Annotated in this window: 17 protein-coding genes and 2 tRNA genes; 5 read left to right on the forward strand and 14 right to left on the reverse strand. The window is 66.0% G+C overall.

Annotated features, from left to right (window positions below):
* Positions 1 to 104 precede the first annotated feature (104 nt).
* From L2D00_08715 to L2D00_08735, 5 genes are all read right to left on the reverse strand, one after another.
* Positions 105 to 485: a hypothetical protein gene (locus L2D00_08715; GenBank protein WBQ11929.1), complete on the reverse strand. Its 381-nt coding sequence runs from the start codon at positions 483 to 485 to the stop codon at positions 105 to 107.
* Positions 485 to 832 carry a hypothetical protein gene (locus L2D00_08720; GenBank protein WBQ11930.1) on the reverse strand — a complete coding sequence of 116 codons (348 nt, stop codon included), beginning with the start codon at positions 830 to 832 and terminating at the stop codon, positions 485 to 487. Before L2D00_08720 ends, L2D00_08715 begins: the two co-directional genes overlap by 1 nt.
* Before the next feature lie 23 nt (positions 833 to 855).
* Complete coding sequence (locus tag L2D00_08725; GenBank protein ID WBQ11931.1) at positions 856 to 1,494, reverse strand: hypothetical protein; 639 nt, start codon at positions 1,492 to 1,494, stop codon at positions 856 to 858.
* 57 nt (positions 1,495 to 1,551) lie between these two features.
* Positions 1,552 to 1,887 carry a hypothetical protein gene (locus L2D00_08730; protein WBQ11932.1) on the reverse strand — a complete coding sequence of 112 codons (336 nt, stop codon included), beginning with the start codon at positions 1,885 to 1,887 and terminating at the stop codon, positions 1,552 to 1,554.
* A gap of 138 nt (positions 1,888 to 2,025) precedes the next feature.
* Positions 2,026 to 4,797 (reverse strand): TonB-dependent receptor, encoded by a 2,772-nt coding sequence (locus tag L2D00_08735; GenBank protein ID WBQ11933.1) that lies wholly within the window; start codon positions 4,795 to 4,797, stop codon positions 2,026 to 2,028.
* Positions 4,798 to 5,192: 395 nt separating this feature from the next.
* Between L2D00_08735 and L2D00_08740 the strand changes: the two genes are divergently transcribed.
* From L2D00_08740 to L2D00_08750, 3 genes are all read left to right on the forward strand, one after another.
* Positions 5,193 to 5,269: transfer RNA gene (locus tag L2D00_08740), tRNA-Arg, on the forward strand.
* A gap of 428 nt (positions 5,270 to 5,697) precedes the next feature.
* Complete coding sequence (locus L2D00_08745) at positions 5,698 to 7,188, forward strand: SulP family inorganic anion transporter (protein WBQ14500.1); 1,491 nt, start codon at positions 5,698 to 5,700, stop codon at positions 7,186 to 7,188.
* Between the two features lie 12 nt (positions 7,189 to 7,200).
* The gene (locus L2D00_08750; GenBank protein ID WBQ11934.1) at positions 7,201 to 8,055 is read left to right on the forward strand and encodes a universal stress protein; all 855 of its coding nucleotides are present in this window, start codon (positions 7,201 to 7,203) and stop codon (positions 8,053 to 8,055) included.
* A gap of 22 nt (positions 8,056 to 8,077) precedes the next feature.
* On the opposite strand, the gene L2D00_08755 is transcribed toward L2D00_08750, so the two are convergent.
* The 3 genes from L2D00_08755 to L2D00_08765 all read right to left on the reverse strand — a co-directional run bounded on the left by L2D00_08755 (position 8,078) and on the right by L2D00_08765 (position 10,641).
* Entirely contained in the window at positions 8,078 to 9,028 is a 951-nt protein-coding gene (locus L2D00_08755) for a methyltransferase domain-containing protein (GenBank protein ID WBQ11935.1), read from the reverse strand.
* 81 nt (positions 9,029 to 9,109) lie between these two features.
* A complete protein-coding gene (hslV, locus tag L2D00_08760; GenBank protein WBQ11936.1) occupies positions 9,110 to 9,661 on the reverse strand; it encodes an ATP-dependent protease subunit HslV in 552 nt (183 codons plus the stop codon).
* Positions 9,658 to 10,641 carry a complex I NDUFA9 subunit family protein gene (locus L2D00_08765; protein WBQ11937.1) on the reverse strand — a complete coding sequence of 328 codons (984 nt, stop codon included), beginning with the start codon at positions 10,639 to 10,641 and terminating at the stop codon, positions 9,658 to 9,660. Before L2D00_08765 ends, hslV begins: the two co-directional genes overlap by 4 nt.
* 294 nt (positions 10,642 to 10,935) lie before the next feature.
* Here L2D00_08765 and L2D00_08770 point away from each other — a divergent pair.
* Positions 10,936 to 11,022 (forward strand) — tRNA-Leu (locus L2D00_08770).
* Positions 11,023 to 11,316: 294 nt separating this feature from the next.
* Here L2D00_08770 and L2D00_08775 read toward each other — a convergent pair.
* From L2D00_08775 to L2D00_08800, 6 genes are all read right to left on the reverse strand, one after another.
* Complete coding sequence (locus L2D00_08775) at positions 11,317 to 12,699, reverse strand: FAD-dependent oxidoreductase (protein ID WBQ11938.1); 1,383 nt, start codon at positions 12,697 to 12,699, stop codon at positions 11,317 to 11,319.
* Between the two features lie 128 nt (positions 12,700 to 12,827).
* Complete coding sequence (locus L2D00_08780; GenBank protein WBQ11939.1) at positions 12,828 to 14,456, reverse strand: peptide ABC transporter substrate-binding protein; 1,629 nt, start codon at positions 14,454 to 14,456, stop codon at positions 12,828 to 12,830.
* Positions 14,457 to 14,591: 135 nt separating this feature from the next.
* Positions 14,592 to 17,411 carry a TonB-dependent receptor gene (locus L2D00_08785; protein ID WBQ11940.1) on the reverse strand — a complete coding sequence of 940 codons (2,820 nt, stop codon included), beginning with the start codon at positions 17,409 to 17,411 and terminating at the stop codon, positions 14,592 to 14,594.
* A gap of 227 nt (positions 17,412 to 17,638) precedes the next feature.
* Positions 17,639 to 18,697 (reverse strand): metallophosphoesterase, encoded by a 1,059-nt coding sequence (locus L2D00_08790; GenBank protein WBQ11941.1) that lies wholly within the window; start codon positions 18,695 to 18,697, stop codon positions 17,639 to 17,641.
* 169 nt (positions 18,698 to 18,866) lie between these two features.
* Positions 18,867 to 19,859, reverse strand: a complete 993-nt coding sequence (locus L2D00_08795; GenBank protein WBQ11942.1) for a glycerophosphodiester phosphodiesterase family protein — start codon at positions 19,857 to 19,859, stop codon at positions 18,867 to 18,869.
* Positions 19,860 to 19,904: 45 nt separating this feature from the next.
* A complete protein-coding gene (locus L2D00_08800) occupies positions 19,905 to 21,926 on the reverse strand; it encodes a TonB-dependent receptor (GenBank protein ID WBQ11943.1) in 2,022 nt (673 codons plus the stop codon).
* A 210-nt stretch (positions 21,927 to 22,136) separates the two neighbouring features.
* Here L2D00_08800 and L2D00_08805 point away from each other — a divergent pair, with 210 nt between their 5' ends.
* The gene (locus L2D00_08805) at positions 22,137 to 22,757 is read left to right on the forward strand and encodes a helix-turn-helix domain-containing protein (GenBank protein WBQ11944.1); all 621 of its coding nucleotides are present in this window, start codon (positions 22,137 to 22,139) and stop codon (positions 22,755 to 22,757) included.
* Positions 22,758 to 22,764 lie beyond the last annotated feature (7 nt).

A 22,764-nucleotide genomic window follows, 5' to 3' on the forward strand; every position in this document is an offset into this window, starting at 1 on the left:
GAGAATATCATGACCCAGAACGCGCAAAAGGGGAATGGGCCAAATCTTTGACGGGGTGCCTTTTCGAACCGCAAGACCGGTTCCCCCGTTTGCGGAAAAGCTGCCTAGAGCAGCAAGTCCGCCGCAAAGAATGCAAAGAAGCCTCCGATCAGCAGAAGGACCAGGGCTGACCAAAGCGCCCACCCGCCAATCCGTCGCAACCGCGTACAGGCTTTGGCCTGAGCCGGATCAGCGGGACAGGGTGCATTGCGCGTGGCCCACCGCATGGCAAAGGCCGCCGCCAGAACGAGGGCCGCGATCGCAAACACCCATTCCTTTTTTGCGGACAGGAAGATGAGGCCCGGCGCATTGGACGCCAGGCCCGCCATCACCGCGCCCGCGCCGATGGTCACCAGCAGCGCCGGCAGGGCGCAGCAGATGAGCGTGCCGGCGCTGGCGAAGAGGGCCAGCGCCGGAGCTGCGGTTTCCCGGAAGGCGAGACGCATCAGGCCTCGTCCCCGCGCCGGATATCGCCGGTGAGCTGATAGCCGGAACGGCGCACCAGATCGGTGATGGTCGCGTCGTCCAGGGTCTGCCCGTCACGCACCACCAGCTGCAGCGTCTTGTCATCCAGATCGATATGGACTGCCGCAACTTCGGCCCGGCGGCCGAAGGTGCGGGTCATGGCGATGGCGCAGAAATCGCAGACCATGCCGAGGATATCGGCGCGGACCAGCGTGCCGCCGTCCGCGACGGCGGCGGCGAGTTCCGGCGTGGCGTAGGCGTGGTCGTCGGCCATGGCGGCGGGGGCAAGCGACAGCGCGGCAATGGCCGCGATCAGGATACGAAACATGGGATCTCTCCTTTTGAGGATCATCAGAAACGATAGATGAAAGTGACAAGGGCCTCGTCGACGGCCGGGGTGTAGCCCAGCTCCAGAAGGGCCGGACCCCGGAAGAAACGCACCAGCGGCGTCACCGCCACGGGCGTGGCGTCTTCGGGATGATGATCGACCTCGACCATCAGCCAGGTATGCAGCTCGCCAAAGCCCGCGATATAGGGCGCAACCCCGGCGCGGGCCGATTGCATGGCGTGGGCACCCTCGCCCATGTCACTGACCCGGCCCATCCAGGACACAAACCAGCGCCGCGTTTCCCAGTCGGCCATGATGCCGGCATAGCCGGCACCGGTGGCACCGCGATCATTGTCGTTGAAGCCTTGAGCCACCCCTGCGCCGGCAAAGGCGTAGAGATTGGCCTGGTAGTCCTCGCCGAACCAGCGATTGGCCAGCCAGGTCGCCTGACCGCCGTTGAACAGGAGATCGTCGGTCCGGTCCCATTCGGTCTTCACACCGATGGAGTAGTCAAAACGCGGGGTGTAGTGGATCAGCAGGCCGGTGGTCATTCGGTCAGACTGGGCGATGGTGGTCCATCCCCCTTCATAGGACACCGGGCGGGCGTCAGCCGCGCCAGCGCCCAGCGCCATACACGCGCAGGCCGTAAGTAAATGTCGCATGAATTCTCATACGCTCCCATGCCGGGTAAACGAAGAACGCGAAAACCTGTGTCGCGGTCAGCGTTTCGGCGGGGGCGGATCCGTGAGGCGCAGAACGGACGGTGCCTGGGCGGGCACGAAGGCATGGCCCGGATCCGCCTCTGGCGAGGCCGGTCCGGCGCCGGGCGCACTGTCGAGAGCGGCCAGCAGCACGCAAGTTCCGCAGGCAGCACCGCCCGTGCAGTGAGCTTCGGCGTCCAGGTCAGGGGTTTGAGCCGACGCACCATGGCAGTCGGCGGCAGCGATCATGTCGCCCGCATGGGCATGCGCCGTCCCGTCCAGCATGCCGGGGCAGAAGCGCGCGCCAGCCTCGACGAGGACCAGCACCGCCAGAATGGACATAAACCAACGCATCACCGTCATTTATACGCGCAAACACCGCGCCGCGAAAGCCGGGCGCGCTCACAGAAGCGTGACGGGTCAGACGCAGTCGGGGCGCGGAAGGTCTCCCCTCCGCGCCCCGCTGGCAGGCTGGTGATCGGCTTGGCGCTTTTAGAAGTTGAAGCGCAGGCCGCCGAACAGGGTGTAACCGAACGCTTCGCGCTCAAGCACGCGGCTGCGGTCACCCACGTAACGCACACCCTCGGTGTTGGTCAGGTTCTTGGCTTCGAAGAACACGCCCAGACGCTCGCTCACATCAAAGCTGGCAGAGAAATCCAGCTGGCTGCGGCCTTCCCAGAATTCGTCCAGACGCGAGTCCTCGCCATCGACATCATCCAGATAATCGGAGCGCTCATTCCACGACAGACGGGCGCTGAAACGCTCGGTTTCGTAGAACACGGCGAGGTTCAGGATGGTGTCCGACTGACCCGGCAGGATGCGCGTGCGGCTGCCCGAAATCGGGGCCGCCAGCGTGATCTCTGCATCGGTCCAAGTGTAGTTGGCGAACACGCCGGTGTTCGACAAGAAGCCCGGCAGGTTAACGAACTGCTGCTGATAGGTCAGCTCGATCCCGCGGATATAGCCGTCCGGCGCGTTTTCCGCTTGGGAGATTTCCGCAGGAAGCCCTTCATACGTGCCGTCGCGGTTCAGCGTGAACTCGTAATTCTCCAGATCCTTGTAGAACACGTTGACGGCCGCCAGGCCCAGCGGAGTGAAATAGTATTCCAGGCCCGCGTCGAAATTGTTCGACAGGGTTTCGCGCAGGTCCGGATTGCCACGGTCCACGCCCACCGGCAGCGAAGTGCGGTCGCCTTCTTCCACCCGCGGCACCACGTCCTGGTAGCGCGGACGGCTGATGGCGCGGGTCAGCGCGACACGGCCGATGAAGTTGTCGGCAAACTCGTGACGCACGGTCAGGTTCGGGAACCAGTTGGTGTAATCCCGGCTGACCGCGTTGATGCGGATGTTGTCATTGTCGTCGATGAACGGGGCCGAGCCTTCGAACTCGGTGTGCTCGACGCGCAGGCCGGCCACAATGCGCGTGGCGCCGGCTTCCACCGTGGCCATGCCGTAGGCGGCGTAGATCCGCTCTTCGGCGTCATAGTCGGCTGTGGTCGATTGCGGCACGCGGCGCACCGCCGGCTGGGTGGAGGTCGCCTGAATGGCGTTCCAGTAGGCGGTCACCAGGGCCGGGTCGTATTTCTGGCCGAGGAAATAGCCGAAATTCTGCGAGCGCTCATTGCCCAGGAAGGCCGAGATCGGCTGGCCCGGGTTGGCGACGCCGCGGCGGTCGCGATACTGCTCGTTATCATTGGTGACGTCGCGGTTGCGCACCGACGCGCCGGTGCGGAACTCGGCCGGATTGGCGAAAAGCGAACTGCTGAAGGCATAGTTGATGCGCGCGGCAATCTCGTCCTGCTCGGTGGTCTGGCCGCGTGACACGTTCTCGCGGAAATTATAGGCACCCAGGTCGAGGTGCTCGTTGGTAGTGAACAGCGACAGGGCCGGATTATCCGCATCGGCGTAGTCATAGCTCAGCGTCGGACGCAGCGAGGAGCGGAACAGGAACTGGGCGCGGCGCGGGTTGAACTGTTCCGAGCGCGAATAGGACACCGAGTAATCCAGCTCGCCGGCACCCAGAAGATGCTCGCCGCCCGCCTGGAGCGTGGCGATCTCGTTCTGCACAATACGGTGGCGCAGCTCTTTCTCTATGCGGGTGTCGCTCCAGGTCGCATTACCGTTACTCGCGCCCGGCTCCAGATCGCCGGCAGAGTAGTCGACGATCAGCGTGTTGCGGAATTCGTCATCGCGGAAACGCGAATAGCTGCCAGTGACAAAGAAGCGGGTTGCGTCGTCGGGGCGGAATTCCAGCGAGGCGGTCAGCGCATTGCGCTCGCGCACCGTGTCGTAGTCCTTGAATTCCTGGTCTTCGACAATGAATACGTCCTGGCCGCCGATCTCTTCGATCGCCCAGCCCGATTCGATGTTGTCGACCTGACGGTCTGTGCGCGAGTAGCTCGCCGAGAGCAGCGCGCCAAAGCGGCCGTCAGCGGTGGTGTTGGACACCGTACCCGAGGCGCGCCGGTCATTGCCGCCGCCGAACTCGTTGTAGCTGATACCGCCTTGACCCGACACTTGCAGGCCCGGCCGGTCGAACGGCGAACGGGTCACCAGGTTCACCGAACCGGCGATGGAGTCGGCGTCCTGATTGGGAAGCAGGGTCTTGGACACTTCCAGCGAGGCGACGATGTCGGATGGAATGGTGTCCAGATCCACCGCGCGGGTCTCCGGATCGGGCGAGCCCACGGCCACGCCGTCCACGGAGATGCCGGTGAAACCACCGGGCGCGCCGCGCAGATTGATGAAGCGGCCTTCGCCCTGGTCGCGCGCGACCGCGAAGCCCGGCACGCGCTGCAGTGCTTCGGCGATGTTGGCGTCGGGGAAGCGGCCGATGGTGTCAGCCGAGATGATATTGGTGGTGGCGTCATTGGTGCGCTGCTGGTTCAGGGCGCGCGCCGTGGAATCGAGGATCTGGCCGGTGATGATGATGCGGTCTTCGGCCTGGCTGTCGGCCAGGGTGAAAGTGATGAAGTTCGCATCCGTGGCCGACACGGTGATCGGCTGCACGCTCGTGGGCAGGCCCAGATAGCTGATCTCGAGCTGCGTCGCGCCGGCGGGCACGGACAGGAAGGTGAACTCACCCTGACGGTTGGTCGCGGTGGTCAGACCCAGTTCACGGACGCGCACCTGGGCACCCGGCAGCGGCGTGCCGCGCTGGTCGACAACCACACCCGATACGGCGTGCTGCGCGAAGGCCGTCCCGGATGCGGCACAAAGCGCAAGGAAAGACGCTGCACCGAGCAGCGCGGCATGAGATTTCATAAGGATCGCCCCTGTCATAAACCCGTCAGCTCAAAGCGACCGTTTCTGGAAGAAAGGCGCTTGCTGAAGAGCGGGCTAGATGTCCGGATTTCGTGACAGGCTGATCACTGCGTCATGACAATATTCTTGCGCTTATGTATCAGAAATGAGACCGCGACCGTCCGCACCTGATAAAGTCTAGTTTAACAAGCTTGATTCTCCTAGAGGTGTGCATTGCAAGGTAGAGCGGGGCGTCATCAATGCCGAGTTTGCTGGCAGGTTCCCCTGGGCCATGAATTGCGATTGTCTGTGTCCTGAAGGCAACAGCCGGGGTAGTCCGGCTGGCGCGCCTGCGCCGGGCAACGCCACGCCCGTCTCGCCAAAACACCCCGCCCACGCTATACCGCGCCCGCTGCGTCCCCGTAGCTCAGCAGGATAGAGCACCAGATTCCTAATCTGGGGGCCACAGGTTCGAATCCTGTCGGGGACGCCAGTTTTACTTGTGCTCACGCCCGTCCGGGCGTTCGCGTCCTCGCTAAAGCTGCGGGCGGGCTTTGCCCTTGCGAACCCTGCGGGTTCGGTTTTGCCTGGCCTCAGACCCGTCCGGGTCTTCGTTTCCTCGCTAAAGCTGCGGCCGCGCGGTCGCGCTCTTGCCTCGGCGAAGCCGGGGCTTCGCTCCGGCGTAGCCGAGTGCGAACCCTGACGGGTTCGGGGGCGGCACAGGCCAGCGCCCCGCTTGCTATTGTGCACTGCAACATATATCCCGTCTGGCATTCATGCGTCCCCGCTCGCCTCGCGCGGTGCGGTGCACAATCTGACATCGAAGTCCGGCCATCAGGCTTGCCTGCTTTCAGGCGGCCATTGGGGCGCCATTGCTGAGTGAGACCCGACATGAACCTGCCCAGACCGGCGCTTCCTGACCTGGATTTCGACATTGTGCGCCGCATCCGGGCGGAATGGTTCGGCAATGTGCGCGGTGATGTCCTGGCGGGTCTGGTGGTGGCGCTGGCGCTGATCCCCGAAGCCATCGCCTTCTCCATCATCGCCGGCGTGGACCCGCAGGTGGGTCTCTACGCCAGCTTCTCCATCGCCGTGCTGGTCGCGTTTACCGGCGGGCGCCCGGGCATGATCTCGGCGGCGACGGCGGCCACCGCCGTCTTGATGGTCACGCTGGTGCGCGATCACGGCCTGCAATACCTGCTGGCGGCCACCGTGCTGGCCGGTCTGATCCAGATCGGCGCCGGCGTGCTCAAGCTCGGCTTCGTGATGCGCTTTGTCTCACGTTCGGTGCTGACCGGCTTCGTCAATGCGCTGGCGATCCTGATCTTTCTCGCCCAGATCCCCGAGCTGACCAATGTGACCTGGGTCACCTACGCCATGGTCGCCGCCGGACTGGGGATCATCTACGGCTTCCCATACATCACCAAAGCGATCCCCTCGCCCCTGGTTTGCATTGTGGTGCTGACCGGCCTCGCCCTGTGGATGGGCATGGATGTGCGCACCGTGTCGGACATGGGCGAGCTGCCCTCGACCCTGCCGGTCTTCCTGATCCCGGACATCCCGTTCAATCTCGACACGCTGATGATCATCCTGCCCTACTCGCTGGCGGTGGCCATGGTGGGCCTGCTGGAATCCCTGCTGACGGCGCAAATCGTGGACGATCTCACCGACACGCCCAGCGACCGCAATCGCGAGTGTATCGGCCAGGGCATCGCCAACACCGCCACCGGCTTTATCGGCGGCATGGCGGGCTGTGCCATGATCGGCCAGTCCATCATCAACATCAAATCGGGCGGGCGCGGGCGGCTGTCCACGCTGATGGCAGGCCTGTTCCTCCTGTTCATGATCCTGGTGCTGGGCGAATGGGTGGGGCTCATCCCCATGCCGGCGCTGGTGGCCATCATGATCATGGTGTCTATCGGGACGTTCTCCTGGCGCTCGGTCAAGAACCTGCGCGATCACCCCAAAAGCTCCAGCTTTGTCATGATCGCCACCGTCGCCACGGTGATCTTCAGCCATAACCTGGCCATCGGGGTGGGCGTGGGCGTGCTGCTCTCGGGGATTTTCTTTGCCTGGCGGGTCTCGCGCAGTTTCGCGGTCACCACCTTGGCCAGCGAGGACGGGCGCGAACGCACCTATACGGTCTCCGGCCAGCTCTTCTTCGCCTCGTCAGAGGACTTCATGAAGGCGTTTGATTTCAAGGAAGCTCTCGACAAGGTGACCATCGATCTGTCCGCAACCCCTATCTGGGATTTGTCCAGCGTGGCCGCTATCGATATGGCCGTGCTCAAGTTTCGCCGCGACGGTGCGGAAGTGGAGCTCAAGGGCATGAATGATGCCAGCCGCACGCTGGTCGACAAGCTGGGCATCCACGACAAGCCGGGCGCGCTCGAACGCCTCATGGGCCACTAGGAGGCCCCCGCCATGACCCATATCACTGCGCTCATCGACGGCTCGATCTACGCCAGAGGCGTCTGCGACCACACGGCGTGGGCTGCCGCGCAAACCTCTGCCAGCGTGGAACTGCTGCATGTGCTGGGCCTGCGCAGTACGACAAGCCAGCCGGCGAACCTGTCAGGCAATCTGACACTGGGCGCGCGGTCGGACCTGCTCGACAAGCTGGCCAGTCACGATGCTGAGCACGCCAAGCTGGCCAAGGAGCGCGGCCGGGTCATCCTTGATGCGGCCAAAGCCGAGCTGGAAGCCGCCGGTATCAGCCGGGTCACGGTCCGCCTGCGCCTGGGTGACATCGTCGAGGCGATCCACGATGTGGAGGCCGGCGCGGCGCTGATCATTCTGGGCAAACGCGGCGAGGCGGCGGACTACGCCAGGGACCATCTGGGCTCAAATCTGGAACGCATCGTGCGCGCGGCGACGAAACCGGTGCTGGTGGCATCCCAGGCGTTCAAGCCGGTGCGGCGCGCCCTGATCGCCTTTGACGGCGGCCCCAGCGCCCAGAAAGCCGTGGCGCATCTGGCCAAGGGCAGGCTGCTCAAGGGCGTCACCGTCGACATCGTGTCGGTGGGCGAGGATACCGCCGAGCGGCGCACGCCGCTGGAAGACGCGGCAGAGGCGCTGCGCGCGGGCGGTCATACGGTCACGGCCCAGGTCCTGCGGGGCAAGCCGGAAGAGGCCATCGCCGGACACATCAAGGCCCATGATATCGATCTTCTGGTAATGGGTGCCTACGGCCATTCGCGCCTGCGGGCCCTGTTCATCGGCAGTACGACGACCGAAATGCTGCGGTCAAGCCCGGTTCCGGTGATGCTGTTCCGTTAGGCACCCGCGTCGAGCTGGCGTCTCACGCGACGGCGGTCAGCTCGCCATCGCCCTCGCGGTCCTGGCCCCCGGACGGCGCGGCAGCCACGGCGATGAGGCCAGCGATATCCGCACCCCGGTCCTGGCGCAGGACGCAATCTGTGAGCCTCACGCCGTCAAATCCGGCGCTGGCCAGGAGATCGGCCAGATAGGCGCGGCCATGGGCGAAACGCCGGCTTTCGCGCAAGCTGACGCCCGCTTCCCCGGCCTCCACAGCGAACGCCAGCCGTCCGCCGGGGTTCAGCGTGCCGGCGCACCAGGCGATGATTCGTTCCAGCGCTCCCACATAGGTGAAAACGTCCGCCGCCACGATGAGATCATAGCGCGCCTCATCCAAAGCCAGGGTGTTGATGTCGGCCTTGTCCAGCTGGTCATAGAGGCCCTTGGCCTGTGCTCTGGCCAGCATGCCGGCAGAAAGATCGACCCCGCCCAGCCAGTCACACCGCGCGCGCAGTACCTCGCCCATCAGACCGGTGCCGCATCCCAGGTCCATGACCCGCCCGGCCCGACCGAAACCGGCCTGATCCAGCGCGTCCACGATCAACTGCGGCGCGCGATAGGCGAGCTTGCCGGTCAGGGCGGCATCAAAGCGTGGCGCAAACTGGTCGAACAGCGTCTCCACAAAGGCAGACGGCAGGCTCTCAGAGACCGGCTCGCCGGAGAGCAGGTCCAGCCGCGCGCCCGCGCCCAGCGCATCTTCGGGGTCCAGCGCCACCACGCGCCGCCAGGCCTGCACGGCCTGCGTGCATTGATCGGCACAGGCGCACCAGTCGCCCAGCTGGTACCAGCCTGCGGCCCAGTCCGGCGCAAGCTCCAGCGCCCCCGACAGCACCTCGATGGCACCCGCCAGATCGCCGCGCGCGGCCAGCGCTTCGGCGAAGCCAAACCGGCTGTCCGCTCTTGCGTCGCCGGACAGAAACCGCGCATCGGTCATGATCATCTCGACAAGCACACCGCCCGCAGGCGGCGGGCCGCGAGGAGATAGGGCGCCGCCGCGCCGTGCGCCAGAGACGTTTTAGCCGAGCGTTTCGACAGTCAGGTTATTGTTGGAGAACACGCAGATTTCCGACGCGATCTCCATGGCACGCCGGGCAATGGCTTCCGGGTCGTCCATGTGATCCATCAGCGCGCGCGCCGCAGCCAGGGCGAAATGCCCGCCAGATCCGATGGCAGCGATACCGTGCTCGGGCTCCAGTACATCACCAGCCCCGGTCAGCACAAAGCTTTCCTTGGCGTCGGCCACGATCAGCATGGCCTCCAGCCGGCGCAGATAGCGGTCCGTGCGCCAGTCCTTGGCCAGCTCCACACAGGCGCGCGCCAGCTGGCCGGGATACTGTTCCAGCTTGGCTTCAAGGCGCTCGAACAGGGCAAACGCATCCGCCGTGGCACCGGCGAATCCGGCCACCACCGCGCCGCCCGCCAGGGGACGCACCTTGCGGGCGCGCGATTTGATCACCGTGTTGCCGATCGACACCTGGCCGTCGCCCGCAATGCAAACGCGGTCACCCTTGCGCACGCACACGATCGTGGTGCCGCGCCAGCCGGGGAAGGTCTGGGTCTCGCTCATACGCCTTTCCGTTTCGCCGCGAACTGGCCGCCCTTGCGGTAGCGTGCCAGATAGGACGGGACAATGGCCTCGATGGATTCCGGCGTCACGCCGAATGCATCAATGCGTCCCAGCCCCTCGCCGCCCGCGCCGACCACATTGTCCTGTTTGAGGAGGGTCACCTGATCGCGCGTGAGGAAGGGCTCGACGAAAGGCAGCGCCCCGGCGATCTCGCCGCCCAGCCCCATCAGCGTGGCAATGGGGAAGGGCACCGGGACCAGCAGGCGCCGGCGGTCAATGGTGATGAGGATATAGGTCATCAATTCGCGGAAGGTGTAGACGGACGGCCCGCCCAGCTCGAACACCTGCCCGCGCACCGCATCCATCTCCAGTGCCCGCACCGCGCACTCGGCCACATCGCCGCAATAGACCGGCTGGAACTGCGTGGCACCGCCGCCGATCAGCGGCAGGGCGGGAACAAAGCGCGCCATGTCGGCAAAGCGGTTGAAGAACCCGTCTTCCGGCCCGAATACGATGGAGGGGCGCAGGATCACCGCGCCGGGCAGCGCCTCGAGCACCGCCGCCTCGCCTGCCGCCTTGGTGCGGGCATAGCGCGACTTGCTGTGCGCATCCGCGCCGATGGCCGACACCTGCACAAAGCGCTCGATCCCGGCGGCATGGGCGGCTTCGGCGATGGTACGCGCACCGTCGGCTTGAAGCGACTGGAAGGTCTGGCGGCCGCCTTCGGCCAGGATGCCCACCAGATTGACCACGCCATAGGCACCGTCCACGGCGCGGGCCACCGAGTCCGGGTCGCGCAGATTGGCCTGGGCCAGCTGGACCTGTCCCACCACGCCCATGGGCTTGAGCTCATGTGCCAGGTGAGGGCGGCGCGTGGCCGCGCGCACCCGGTAGCCCGCCTTGGCCAGCCGGCGCACCACATACCGGCCGATAAAGCCGGAGGCACCAAACACCGTGATCATCTCGTCGCGCAACGCCATGGCGGGTCTCCCGTTGAACAGCGCCGCGAAAGGCCTCGCGCGCGCCTGTCAGGGCATCAGAAACTGGTTGTCCCGCGATAGACCAAAAATCCCCGCGCCTGTCCATGCGCCCTGCAGGATCTGTGACCATGTGACCGGGCCGGGCCACATCCCGGCGCGGTGCCGGGGGGGGCACGCGGCGATGCAGGCAACGCCTTCATGCGCAGCCGATGTGCAAATGCCCGCCCTGGCACCCGCGCGCGGGCGTTGACACCCCGCCCCGCGCGCCGTATCACCCGCGGCCTCAGTTGCCTTGCCCAGGTGGCGGAATTGGTAGACGCGCTGGCTTCAGGTGCCAGTTCCCGAAAGGGAGTGGAAGTTCGAGTCTTCTCCTGGGCACCATCGCTGCATTTGATTGGTCGACACGTGCGGTTTTTTGCGGGGCCCGGATTGGGCACCGGTACATGTCGCACAGCACGGCCTGCACCGCCAAGGCCGTCTTGCCCGCTTCAAACTCTGAGCCCGCCGCCTAGGCGTCCTTACCGGACAAGCCGGCCTGCAAGGTCGCAAGCCAGCGTATGCAGCCCACCCATCCGCATCCATGACCCAGACTGCCCGGCCGCTTACTACGTCTGCAAGTTGGACTGTCGCCCCGACGCTCCCGGCATCCTGGCCCGAGGCGCACTTCAGCCCGGCTCAGACCCCGGCCGCAGCCAGCCCGCTCAGGAATGCGCCATGGACCGTGCCGGGATACCCGGTGCTGCAGGCCTCGCCGGCGAAGCAAACCGCTCCGCCACCTTCAGGACGAGCCAGAGTTTCGCGGTCGTCTGGACCGCTGCCCACCGCGTAGAACGAATAGGCGCCGCCCGCCAGCGGGTCACGCCCCCAGCGCGTCATCTGGACAGCCACGGGCACCGGAGTCGCCGAGCCGAACATGTCACGAAGCGTGTCCAACGCATCGGCAAGAACCGCGCGATCCTCCAGCGGCTCGGTCCGGCGCGCCGCATCCCCGCCGGTGAAGCCCATCAGAACCGGCGCGCCGGCGCGCGCCAGGCTCACCCACTGCGACCAGAGGCCGGGCTCGCGTTTCATGCATTCGTGCCAGTCAATGCCGGCTGGCCAGAACGCCGTCTCGAAGCGCAGGAATTGCTTGTTGAGAAGGCCCATGCCGAGCCGGTCAATTGCCGCCTGCTTGTCCTGTGAAAGTTCAGGCGTGAAGCGGATACCACCGGTTTTCAGCACGCCCAGCGGCACGGTGACGATCACGCGGTCAGCCCGAAGCGATTCGCCGGACACCAGGACGACCTCCACGCCCGGCCCGTCCCAGCGCACCTGGGCGACCGGCCTGTTAAGGCTGATGTCGAGCCCGCGGGCGAGATAGAAGGGCAGCTGGTCGTAGCCGTCCGGAAAGAGCACATCATCGCCGCTGAACTCCGCGTCAGCCCCGGTCCACCAGGCGGAGAGCTCGTGCGCGCCGCCGGCGTATTCCTGCTCATAGGCGCCGGCCAGATGGTGCTCCAGCTGGGCAGCGCGAACAGGCGCGCGCTGGTCCGGCGGGCTGATCTGGTCAATCGCGGCCCGAAGCGACATGTCGGCATCCGCCTCCCGGGCGCGCTCCAGCGCCCGTTCCACAAGGTCAGCGGCCCATGGCGCGCCAAGGCCGGTCACACCGATAGCGGCAAGCTCAGGTGCAATATAAAGACCGGCATTATCCTGCCGGGTGACGAGGGCTTCAGCTCCGCATGCACGCGCCAGGGTGGTGAGCGGATTGCCATGCTCGCCATGGATCCAGGACGCCCCCAGATCAGCCGGCGCATCCCGCCAGACACGGCTTGTATGGATGCGCCCGCCCAGACGGCCCCGTGCCTCAAGCAGCGTCACGCGCGCGCCGCGCCGGGTCAGGGCCCGGGCTGCCGCAAGACCCGCCATGCCCGCCCCAATGATGATCACGGTCTCCGACGCCCGCGCACAGGCCGCCAGTCCGGGCGCGGCAAGCGATGCTCCGATTGCAGCCAGAATGCGCCGTCTGTCGATTATGGCCCGCTCTTGCTGCCCGCTCGTGTCCGCAGGTGCCGCCATGTTGCATGAGCCGCTTATCGCGGACTGTGGCGTCCCTGCCGATTGCCATCGCAGATCGCGCCGGCAGCCATGGTCAGGCCCGGATTCGCCTGCCATCGCTTGCCGTGACCCTCTCCGCAAAACTCGCCTCACCGCTCCGGCACCGGCTGCGCCTCAGCCCCCTCCCCCCCAACACACAGCCATCGCGTCGGGTTGATCACCCGGGCGTGGGCGGTCCAGCCCTCGACGCGCGGGCCGACGAGGGCGCGCTGGTTTTCGAAGAAGACCGGGATGTAGTGGGCGCTGTCGAGCAGCCTCTGCTCGGCCTCAGCCAGCAGGGCGCCGCGCTCTCTTTCGTCCAGCTCGAAATGGGAGCGGGTCAGCAGGGCGTCGAATTCGGGGTCGGTCCAGCGCGAGTAATTATACTCGCCCGCCGCGCTTTCGGTGACCATGAGATAGCCGTAGGCATCGTCGAAATAGGGCGCCCAGCCATCGCTGGCGATGTCGAAATCGCCCGCCTGCATCTGGGCATAATGGATCGGCGTGTCGGCGGTCTCGATCTCCACGCTCACCCAGGGCGCGATGGCGGTCAGATCGGCCTGGATCACCGGGGCGAGGCGCGGCCAGCTGGCCGCAGGCTGGTGGGAGAAGGTGAGCCGCAAGGGATTGTCCGGCCCCCAGCCGGCCTCGGCCAGCAGCGCCCGGGCCGCGATGCGGCGCGGCTCCATGGGCTCGTCCGCCTGGCTCATCCGCGCCGGGCCGGTGCGTCCGGGCACGTCATCGGGCATGAACTGAAACGCCGCGCGGTCGGCGCCGGCCAGCACCTGATCGGCGATGAAATCGCGGTCGATCGCCAGGGCCACCGCGCGGCGCGCCCGCACATCGTCAAACGGCGGCCGGGCGGTGTTCAGCGTCAACATGCGCAAGACCCGGCCCGGGACCGAGCGCACCAGATCCGGCGCCTCGCGGCGCAGGAAGGCGTCATTGCTGGCGAGATAGTCCGTGTTCAGGTCGAGCTCTCCATTGCGCACCCGGCGTTCGGCGGCGGCGGCGTCAACAGTGGGGTAGTAATAAACCGTGTCGATGCAGGCGGCGTCCGCTTCATGGAAGGCTTCATTGCGCACCAGGCGGATATGTTCAAACGAGCGCCAGGACGCCAGCCGATACGGCCCGCTGACCACCATGTTCTCCGGCCGCGTCCAGTGCTCGCCATGCTCGGCGATGACCTGCAGGGGCACGGGCACGGCGGTGCTCTGCATCAGCACGTCAAGCAGGTAGGGGGCGGGATAAGCCAGCGTCAGCCGCACGGTGCGCGGGTCGATGGCCTGCGCCCCCAGCGCCTCGGGCGGCGCCTCGCCGGCATTGACCGCCGAGGCGTTCTCGATGGAGAACAGCAAAGCGGGAAACGGGTTGAGCGTCGCGGCGTCGAGCGTGCGGCGCAGGCTGCCGACCACGTCATCCGCCGTGATGGGCTGGCCGTCGGACCAGCTCGCCGCGCGCAAATGAAACACCCATTCCAGGCCGTCCTCGCTCACCGTCCAGCTGTCCGCAAGGCCGGGGATCGGCCGCCCGTCCGGACCCGGCTGGGCGAGGCCGAGGAAGAGATCATAGATGATCGCCTGTTCGTTGGTGATCAGCGCCCGGTGCGGATCGAGCGTGCCCGGTTCAATCGCATTGCCGCGATGCAGGACCGCGCCATCATCGCGTGACGGCTGTCCGCAGGCGGCCAGCGCCAGGCAGATCGCCGCGGCGGCGGCCCGACAGGTCCAGTGGGTCATGGCAGACTCCCTTTGCGCCAGACTGGACGCAGCGCAAGGGCGCAGCAAGAGCGTGGACGCGCGGCGAGGCATGCCGGGACATAAAACCCCCCGGAACGCCGGTTCCGGGGGGCCTCACGTTCCGGCGAGCCGGCCTTAGTAAGTGAACTGGAACCCGAACAGGGCGGTCCAGCCGTATTCCTCGTACTGGGAGCTCAGATTGCGTCCGCCCTGATTGACCACGGCGACGAAGGGCTCGTCACGCAGGTTCTTGAATTCCAGGAAGGCGCGCAGCTGCTCGGTGAAGCGGTACTTGACCGAGATGTCCAGGCCGAGATGGTCCTGGGCGAAGCGGTCGATGCCGTCCCCGCCCTCATTGATCCCGTCCAGGAAGCGGTCGCGATAGGTGGCCGCGGCGCGCAGGTCCAGCGGTCCGTTTTCATAGCCCAGCACCAGGCTGGCCACGTTCTGCGCCTGTCCCGGCACGGTGATCGTGCGGCCATCGGGAAGGGTCACTTCGGAGTCCACCCAGGTGTAGTTGGCCGAGACGATCAGGTCCGAGAGCGGTCCCGGCAGCATGGTCAGGGCCTGCTGGTAGTTGAACTCGATCCCGAGGATTTCGGCGTCATCGAGATTGATGAAGGTCGATACTTCATCAAAGGTCACGCCGTTGACGACGGTGTTGTCGAACGTGGTCTCGCCGATGAAGTTCTCGATGCGCTTGTAGAACAGGTTGGCCGACAGCACCGAGTCGTTGTTGGGATAGTATTCGAACGCCAGATCGAAATTGTCCGCCTGGGCGCGCACCAGATCGGGATTGCCCGCCTCGCCCTCGACATCGCCGCCGGAACGCTCGATCTCCACGCGCGCCGTGGCCTGCTCCGGGTTCGGACGGACGATGGAGGCGAAATAGGCTGCGCGGCCGATCAGCCGGTCATTGAACGCGTAGCGCAGGTTCACGCTGGGCAGCCAGTCGGTGTAGCGATTGTCGGCGGTGATCTGGGACACCAGCACCGTATCATCGGCGTAGAACACGCCATTGACCGTCTCGCCGCCCTCGATGATGTCGACCTGGTTGCCGGTGGAGGTGAAGTCCGTGCGCTCGACCCGCACGCCGTAGACAATGCGCAGCGCATCCACATCCAGCGTGTGCATCAGATAGCCGGCGAACACGTCTTCCTGCGCCGAGTAGGTCTCGACATTGCTGTCGATGGCCGTGTCGATGTCGTTGATGTCGAACTGGCTGCGGTTGTTGTTGAAGAAGGTGCGGATCGCCGGGCCATCCACCGCCGGACCGAACGGCGCCAGCGAATAGTCCACCTCTCCGACGAACTGGGACAGGAACAGATCGCCGCCCGCGAAGTCCTCAAAGAAGGTCACATCGGCCTCAAAGCCCTTGTCGCGCAGGCGGATCGCGCCGCCGAACTTGATCGAGCCGGGGCCGCCGAACAGATAGGTTTCGCGTTCGGCGTTGAAGTCGAATGACCACTCCTCGTCACGGCTCGCGCCGTCGACCAGTTCGAACCCGTCGAACTCATAACCCGAGGCGTCATTCCAGGCCGCCGACGCGTCGCCGTCGAGGGAGATGCGCGGCAGCTCGCCATTGCGCGAGTCGATGGTGAAGGCGCCGGCGTCGAGCTCCTGGACGAACACGCTGTACAGCGCATTGTCCTCAATCTCTTCCGCCTGCGAGTACGCGGCCTGGGCGTCAAAGGTCCACAGGCCGGCGGTGCGCTCGCCGCCCACCGCCACCGAGTAGATGCGCTGGATTTCCAGACGGTCCTTCAGCTCGCGTTCGATCTCGATCTCGTCGCCCGGCTCGGCGCGGATGATCGCGGTATTGCCCGCGCTGGACGGATCCAGCACGCCGTCCTCGAACGGGATCACCGCGGTGGTGCGGTATTCCTGGTCGGAGAAGTCGGAGAACAGCGAGCGCAGGTAGATGCGGGTGTTGTCATCCGGCGCAAAATCGAGATTGAGCGCGAAGGTCGTGCGCTCGCGCTCGACCAGATAGTCGCGCAGCTCCACTTCCAGCGGATAGAAGGCCGGGTTGGTCTCCCATTCCGCGCCGGTCTCGAAATTGTCCGATCCGAAGGGGCGGTTCTGGTGCGCCAGCGACGCCGCGATCCCGAATCGGCCATCGGCGAACTGGTCGGCGAAGGTCAGCGAGCCGCGATACCCGGTCTCGTCCACCAGATCAGTGTAGATGCCCGCCGCGTTCAGGCGCACGAGACGGTCATTCCGGCTCAGGCCCGAGAGCGTTTCAATATCGATATTGCCGCCGACGGTGTCGCCGTTCATTTCCGGGGTCAGCGTCTTGGAGATGGCGATGGATGACAGGATTTCGGAATCGATCACGTCCAGCGGCACCTGGCGGTCGCCCGCCTCCGGCGAGGGCAGGCGCACGCCGTTGAAGCTCGACGTCACGAAGTTCGGATCCAGGCCCCGGATAGACACAAAGCGGCCTTCGCCCTGGTCGTTGAGCACGTTGACGCCCGGCGCGCGGCGCGCGGCCTCGGCGACGTTCTCGTCCGGGATGGCGCCAATGGCGTCAGACGACAGCACCGTGAGCACCGAGTTCGACGAGCGCTGGCGATTGATCGCGCTGGTGAGCTGGCCGCGCTGGCCGATCACCAGCACGTTGTCGGTGACTGACAGGTCCGCGCCGATGCGGAAGCTGGTTTCAACCGTCTCGGTTTCTGTCGAGAGCACCACGCCGCGCGTCATGTCCTCCGCGCCCAGATAGCTCACCACAACCGTGTAGTCGCCCGGCCGCACATTGGCGAAGCGGTACGTGCCGTCCTGTTGCGTCGTCGCTGTCTGGCCGGTCTCGACGATCCGGATAATCGCGCCTTGAAGGCCGATCGTACCCGTGGCTTCGGTCACCCGCCCGGTGATCTCACCGGCATTGGCCGCTGCGGCGGTCGCGAGCGCCAGCGCGGACGCGGCCCCAAGCATGCGTGCAAGTCGTGTCATGAATGCCCCCATAGCGGGCGCCCGATGCACCCGATCAGGGCCGAACCATAGTCGGCGAATTTGACAGCACCGCTTCACGTCCGTGACGGATCAATGAACAAAATGGGACACGGCGGGGAAAGACAGACAGTATTTGAGGCCGGCGCCAAGCCCATAAAAAACCCCGCGCGCCGGATGTAATCCAAGGCGCACGGGGCTGTCAGGCAGGCTGTCTGAGGCTGACGCGTCTAGCGCGTCTCGCCGTTCAGGGAGAAGCGGTAGGCGTGACGCGCCAGCGGCTCGGCGACGCCCGTCTGGTAGGTGTCCACCCAAACCTCGCCGTCATTCGTGACGGTGAACACGCGGAACATCGGCGTGTGATTGGTCTCGTCTGGGATTTTGGTGCGCTCCAGCCCGGGGATGTGGAAATAGTGCACGCCCTCGATCTCCAGCGAGTGCCGCACCCGGTCCATGTCCATGTGCAGATCGCCGGAAATCACCGCGGCCAGATTGGGCTCGGCGACGATCTCGAGGAAGCGCGGATTCTCCACGCCCTTGTCGGCGTTCTCGGCATACACGCCCACCTGCGCGCCATGCACCACCAGGAAGACCGGGCGGGGCGCGGCGGCGCGCACCTGTTCCAGGATCCAGTCAATGCTCTCGTCGTTGAACTGGCGGCTGAAATCGGGCGAGGCCATCACGAAGGTCACCGGCCCGCGCTCCAGCGTGTAGCTGGCCTCGGTCACTTCAGGGTTCCACTGGCCGGCGAACTCCAGGAAGCGTTCGACCGTGTCCCCATGCTCCTCATTGCCCATGATCGGATAGAAGGGCGAGGTCAGTGATTGCAGGGCGGGCGTGACGTTCTCGTACTGGATCTCCGTGCCCTTGTGGGCGAGATCACCGACGCCGAGCACGAAATCGATCCGGCCCGCTTGCGCCAGCGCGTTCACGTCCAGCACCGCCGCTTCCACGCCGGGGAACAGCGCGCACGGCTTGGGCTCGGCGTCGCCCAGAACCGCAAAGCGCACTGCGATCTCATCCTCAGCGACCGTGGCGCCGCTCGGGCCGGCAGGATCTGCCACAGGGGCCTCTGCGCTGGCAGGCGCGTCGTCCATGGCCGGCGCCGTTTCGGCAGGGGCCGGATCGCCAGCCGGCATGTCGCCGTTCGAAGCTGCATCCTGAGTGGCGGGGGGCGCGTCCGGAGCGTCCGCCGGCGGCGCGGCGTCCGGCGAGCAGGCGGCCAGGAACCCGGCTGCGGCCAGCGCGCAGACGGCGCGAATCCAGGGCATGGAGAGTGTGCGAATCATGGCGTCGGCTTTCTGTCGTGAGCGTGATGGAGGCCTGCGGGATACCCCATCGGCGCGAAAAACTGAAGCGCGCCGAGGCCGCATTCGCGCGCTGACCGGCGAGATTTCGGGCAAGCGCTTGAATGCGCAACGACGTTTTTTTCCCGTGGGCGATACCGCCGCCCGTCGCTTATCCCGCCGTACAGGCCCGGAACGCGGCCAGCGTGTCCTGGCGTTCACTGAGCGCCTCATAGGCGGTCCAGTGGATGTCGGTGGCAATGACCACCACGCCGCCATCGGCGATGTCGCGATAGATGGAGACATCCCCGCTCTCGCGCACATCAGCATCGATATACCAGAGCGCGCCGAACGCGACCGGGATGTCCGCCGCATGCAGCATGTCCCAGATGTCAGGCACGGGTGCACGGTGCACCCCGGTCCAGGCCATCAGACGCTCCGGCGCCACTCCGGCAGCCATCAGCGTATCGAGACGGTCCTGATCCTGGACCTCCACCGAAATCGCCACGCGCGGGTCCACGCCTGCGGCGCGGATAGCCTCTTCGGCGGAATAAACAATCACGGCGGCGTAGCCGATGGCGTCAGCCTCCACCACGGCGGCGGCCACCTCTTCGACAGGCACGCTGGACTTCACATCCAGCTGGACGAAAGCCCGTCCGCGCGCCCAGTCCAGCACTTCCTCCAGGGCAGGAATGGCGAAGTCCGTCACTGCCCCGTCCTGGTCGACCAGGCGCACATCGGCCAGATCAGCGAAATCCATCTCGCTGACCGCGCCGGCGCCGTTCGTGGTGCGCTCCAGCGTGTCATCATGCAGGGCGATGATCACCCCGTCCGCTGTGCGCCTGACATCGATCTCCAGAATCATCGGTCCGCGCGACAGGGTGTAGGCCGCGGTTTCGATCGCGTTCTCCGGATAGCCTGGACCCCAGCCGCCGCGATGGGCGCTGATCAGCGCCGCGCCCTGACTATGCAGGCAGCGCAGCACGTCCGGGATGATCTGACCGTCCGGCGTCACAGCCGGGATGAGCGGTTCAGGCAAGGCCGCACGGGCGGGCTGCGCCGTCGCGGGCGGGGCGGGCGCCATGCCCGGCGCGCCTTCGGGCGCCGAGCAGGCCGCGAGCCAGAGGCAGGAGAAGGCGGCGGACGCCTGTAGGATCGTCTTCATCGGATCATCCTGTCCATGGCTGTGGGTCTGCAGTCGGTCAGAACTCTAGAACCGCACTGAAATGCGCACATCAAACGTGCGCCCATAGGTCCCGTCGCCCAGCTTGTACTCATACTCGGTGTCGAGAATATTCTTCACCGCGCCCTGCAGGGTGACGGCGTCATTGAGCTGGTAGCGCACCGACGCGTTGAACAGCTCAAACCCCGGCATCTCGAAGGTGGAGGGGAAATCTGACAGGAAATCGCTGCGCGCATAACCATCAAAGGTCAGGTTCAGGCGTTCGGTGGCGCGGGCGGTGAAGGCGAAGCTGAACTCGTGCTCAGGCCGGCCGAACAGCTGCACGCCGGTGGCGGCGATCACGGAACGGGCATTGGTGTAGGCCAGGGTCAGATCGAGCCAGTCGGTCAGTTGGGCGCCGGCCTCGACCTCGATCCCGTCCATCTCCACCACGCTGGCGATGTTCTGCGGGCTGCTGACGCCGAGCGCCGGATTGAACACCGAGAAAATGCCATTGTCAGCTTCGCCGATATAACCGGTGACCGAAAGGGAGTAGCCCCCGCCCGGCGAGATGAGGTCGATGCCCGCGTCCACCATCCAGGTCTCTTCCGGCAGCAGATCGGGATTGCCCTGGAAGGTCGCCGACTGACCCAGCAGCTGGCGCAGGCTCGGCGCCTCGCGGCCCGTGCCATAGGAGGCGCGCAGCCGCACGCTTGCCTCGCCGGTCAGGCTCTGGGGCACGCCCCACGACACCGCCGCACGGCCGGTGCGCACGCCGCCGAACAACTCGTTCTCGTCATGGCGCCCGGACAGGGAAAGGAACAAATCTTCGGCGATCTGCCAGTTGAAATTGGCGTAGACGCCCAGATTATCGACACTCTCGTCGATCGCCGCGAACGGCGCGCCGCGCAGGCTGCGGAACTGGGCGCTGTCGCTTGTGTGGTTCACGCCCGCCAGGAAGAACGACTCCGATCCCAGATACGGGCCGGCGCCATCAAATTGCCAGGTGGCGAAGTACTGGATCTCGCGCCGCTCGCCCACGCTGTCGGACGCGCTGGCGGGCGCCTCGCTCAGGCTGTCCAGGCGGGTGTAGGCGATCTGGCCGTCATGGATGAGCCGCCCGCCGAGCGAGTCAGCGGTAAAGCCCGCATTCACGATCAGCTGATCGCTGTCGATATAGCCCTCTGAATCCTGAAACAGGAAGTTGGGCAGCACAGGATCGCCGAACAGGAAAGCGTTGTCGGTCTCATTCACCGCCTGCGCGAACCGCACGCCGCTGCGCAGCTCCAGGCCCTCGCGCGGGCGATAGTCGAGATTGAACGAGGCCGTCGTATTGCGATAGCCGTCATCCTCCACATTGCCCGGCGCGCGGCTGGCGATGGAGATGCCGTCGGTTTCGATGAAGGAGACTGAGGCGGCGTAGCCGAAATCGCCAATCTCGCCCTGCGAGCCGATGCCGGCCTGGACCGTGTTGTGCGTGCCATACCCGCCCATCAGGCGGAAGTCCGGCTCGCCGCGCCCGCGCTTAGTGGTAATGGAGATCACGCCGGCCACCGCCTCGGCGCCGTAGAGGCCCGATTGCGGACCGCGCAGCACTTCAACCCGCTCGATCATGTCCAGCATGACGTGGGAAATGCCGAACTGGTTGGAGAACTCGGACGGATTATTCATCCGCACGCCATCCACCAGGATCAGGGTGTGCTTGGTGGTGAAGCCGCGCATGCGCACCTGGGTGTTCTGACCGAACCCGCCCGAGCGCGTGACCGCCACGCCCGGCAGGCGCTGCAGCACGTCGTCCAGCACCCGCAAATCCTGCAACTCGATATCCTCGGCGGTGAACAGGCTGGCAGCGGACCCCACCTGATCTAGGCTCTGGGGCACCCGGCTGTAGACCGTGATGGTGTCGGCGCCGGGCGTCTGGCGCACGGTCCGGGTGTCCGTCTCCTCGCCGGCAGCCGCCTGGACGACGGCCTCGAGGGTGCCGTCGGAGGTGGCGAAAGCCCCCGGGGTCAGCGCGCTCACAGCGATGAGGCAGCTGGCGAAACGAATGGCGGTCTTGAAACGGGTCATGGGTCCCCTCCTGGGCCGAATGGCGGGATCGGTTTGCATCATTGTTGTGACAGGCGCGCCAAGGCGCTGAAAACTTTCCGTAACGCAAGCGCCTATAACCGCCTGCGCGCCTGCGATACGTTCAGGGGCGGGACCGGCGAGACTGCGCCGAGCGTCACACAACTGTCACACGACAGGCAGACAATGGGGCCAGCGAGCAAGGAGGCCTCCATGATCGAGGGGGAAAGCTACTGGCCGCGTCTGATCAAGAGCGTGCGTTCGCGCGAGAACCTGACCCAGACCGCACTGGCGGCCTGGCTGGGCGTGGATCAGACGACGGTGTCGCGATGGGAACGCGGCCAAGACGCGCCCGCTTTCAGGCTGCGCCAGCGCATCCGTGACCTCTACCGCCAGCGCGCGGCGGGCAAACAGGACCTGGTGGCGCGCGCCCGGGTGCGCAATGCGCTCTGGCCGGCGTCGCTGGTGGGGCCAGGTGCCGTGTTCATCGAGTTCAACGCCCGCGCCCTGAGCGAGATCGGCGTGGAGGCCAGCGACCTGCGCGGACGCAGCATTTACGGCCTGTTCGGGCCGGATGTGGATTGCGTCACCGAGCGTTGGGAAAGCACCGGCATATTCCAGGGCGAGCTGGCCATGACCGTGTCGCTCAACCGCATCGAGGGCCCCACCCGGACGGCCTATATCAAGACGCTCGACACGCCGCATTTCACTTGGGACGGCGATATCTGGTGCCTGTGCGAGATCCAGCGCATCAGCGAGACCGAGCACGCCCGGCTGATGGCGGAGTTTGGCGGCTCCAATTTCGCCCTGCCCTTCGACGCCTTGCATCCCTGAGCGCGGC

Source organism: Hyphomonadaceae bacterium BL14 (assembly GCA_027627705.1).
GTDB lineage: Bacteria > Pseudomonadota > Alphaproteobacteria > Caulobacterales > Maricaulaceae > Oceanicaulis.

Coding starts and splice junctions, on each gene's coding strand:
- L2D00_08715 (WBQ11929.1), bottom strand. CDS start 485: ATGCGTCTCGCCTTCCGGGAAACCGCAGCTCCGGCGCTGGCCCTCTTC.
- L2D00_08720 (WBQ11930.1), bottom strand. CDS start 832: ATGTTTCGTATCCTGATCGCGGCCATTGCCGCGCTGTCGCTTGCCCCC.
- L2D00_08725 (WBQ11931.1), bottom strand. CDS start 1,494: ATGCGACATTTACTTACGGCCTGCGCGTGTATGGCGCTGGGCGCTGGC.
- L2D00_08730 (WBQ11932.1), bottom strand. CDS start 1,887: ATGCGTTGGTTTATGTCCATTCTGGCGGTGCTGGTCCTCGTCGAGGCT.
- L2D00_08735 (WBQ11933.1), bottom strand. CDS start 4,797: ATGAAATCTCATGCCGCGCTGCTCGGTGCAGCGTCTTTCCTTGCGCTT.
- L2D00_08750 (WBQ11934.1), top strand. CDS start 7,201: ATGACCCATATCACTGCGCTCATCGACGGCTCGATCTACGCCAGAGGC.
- L2D00_08755 (WBQ11935.1), bottom strand. CDS start 9,028: ATGACCGATGCGCGGTTTCTGTCCGGCGACGCAAGAGCGGACAGCCGG.
- hslV (WBQ11936.1), bottom strand. CDS start 9,661: ATGAGCGAGACCCAGACCTTCCCCGGCTGGCGCGGCACCACGATCGTG.
- L2D00_08765 (WBQ11937.1), bottom strand. CDS start 10,641: ATGGCGTTGCGCGACGAGATGATCACGGTGTTTGGTGCCTCCGGCTTT.
- L2D00_08775 (WBQ11938.1), bottom strand. CDS start 12,699: ATGGCGGCACCTGCGGACACGAGCGGGCAGCAAGAGCGGGCCATAATC.
- L2D00_08780 (WBQ11939.1), bottom strand. CDS start 14,456: ATGACCCACTGGACCTGTCGGGCCGCCGCCGCGGCGATCTGCCTGGCG.
- L2D00_08785 (WBQ11940.1), bottom strand. CDS start 17,411: ATGACACGACTTGCACGCATGCTTGGGGCCGCGTCCGCGCTGGCGCTC.
- L2D00_08790 (WBQ11941.1), bottom strand. CDS start 18,697: ATGATTCGCACACTCTCCATGCCCTGGATTCGCGCCGTCTGCGCGCTG.
- L2D00_08795 (WBQ11942.1), bottom strand. CDS start 19,859: ATGAAGACGATCCTACAGGCGTCCGCCGCCTTCTCCTGCCTCTGGCTC.
- L2D00_08800 (WBQ11943.1), bottom strand. CDS start 21,926: ATGACCCGTTTCAAGACCGCCATTCGTTTCGCCAGCTGCCTCATCGCT.
- L2D00_08805 (WBQ11944.1), top strand. CDS start 22,137: ATGATCGAGGGGGAAAGCTACTGGCCGCGTCTGATCAAGAGCGTGCGT.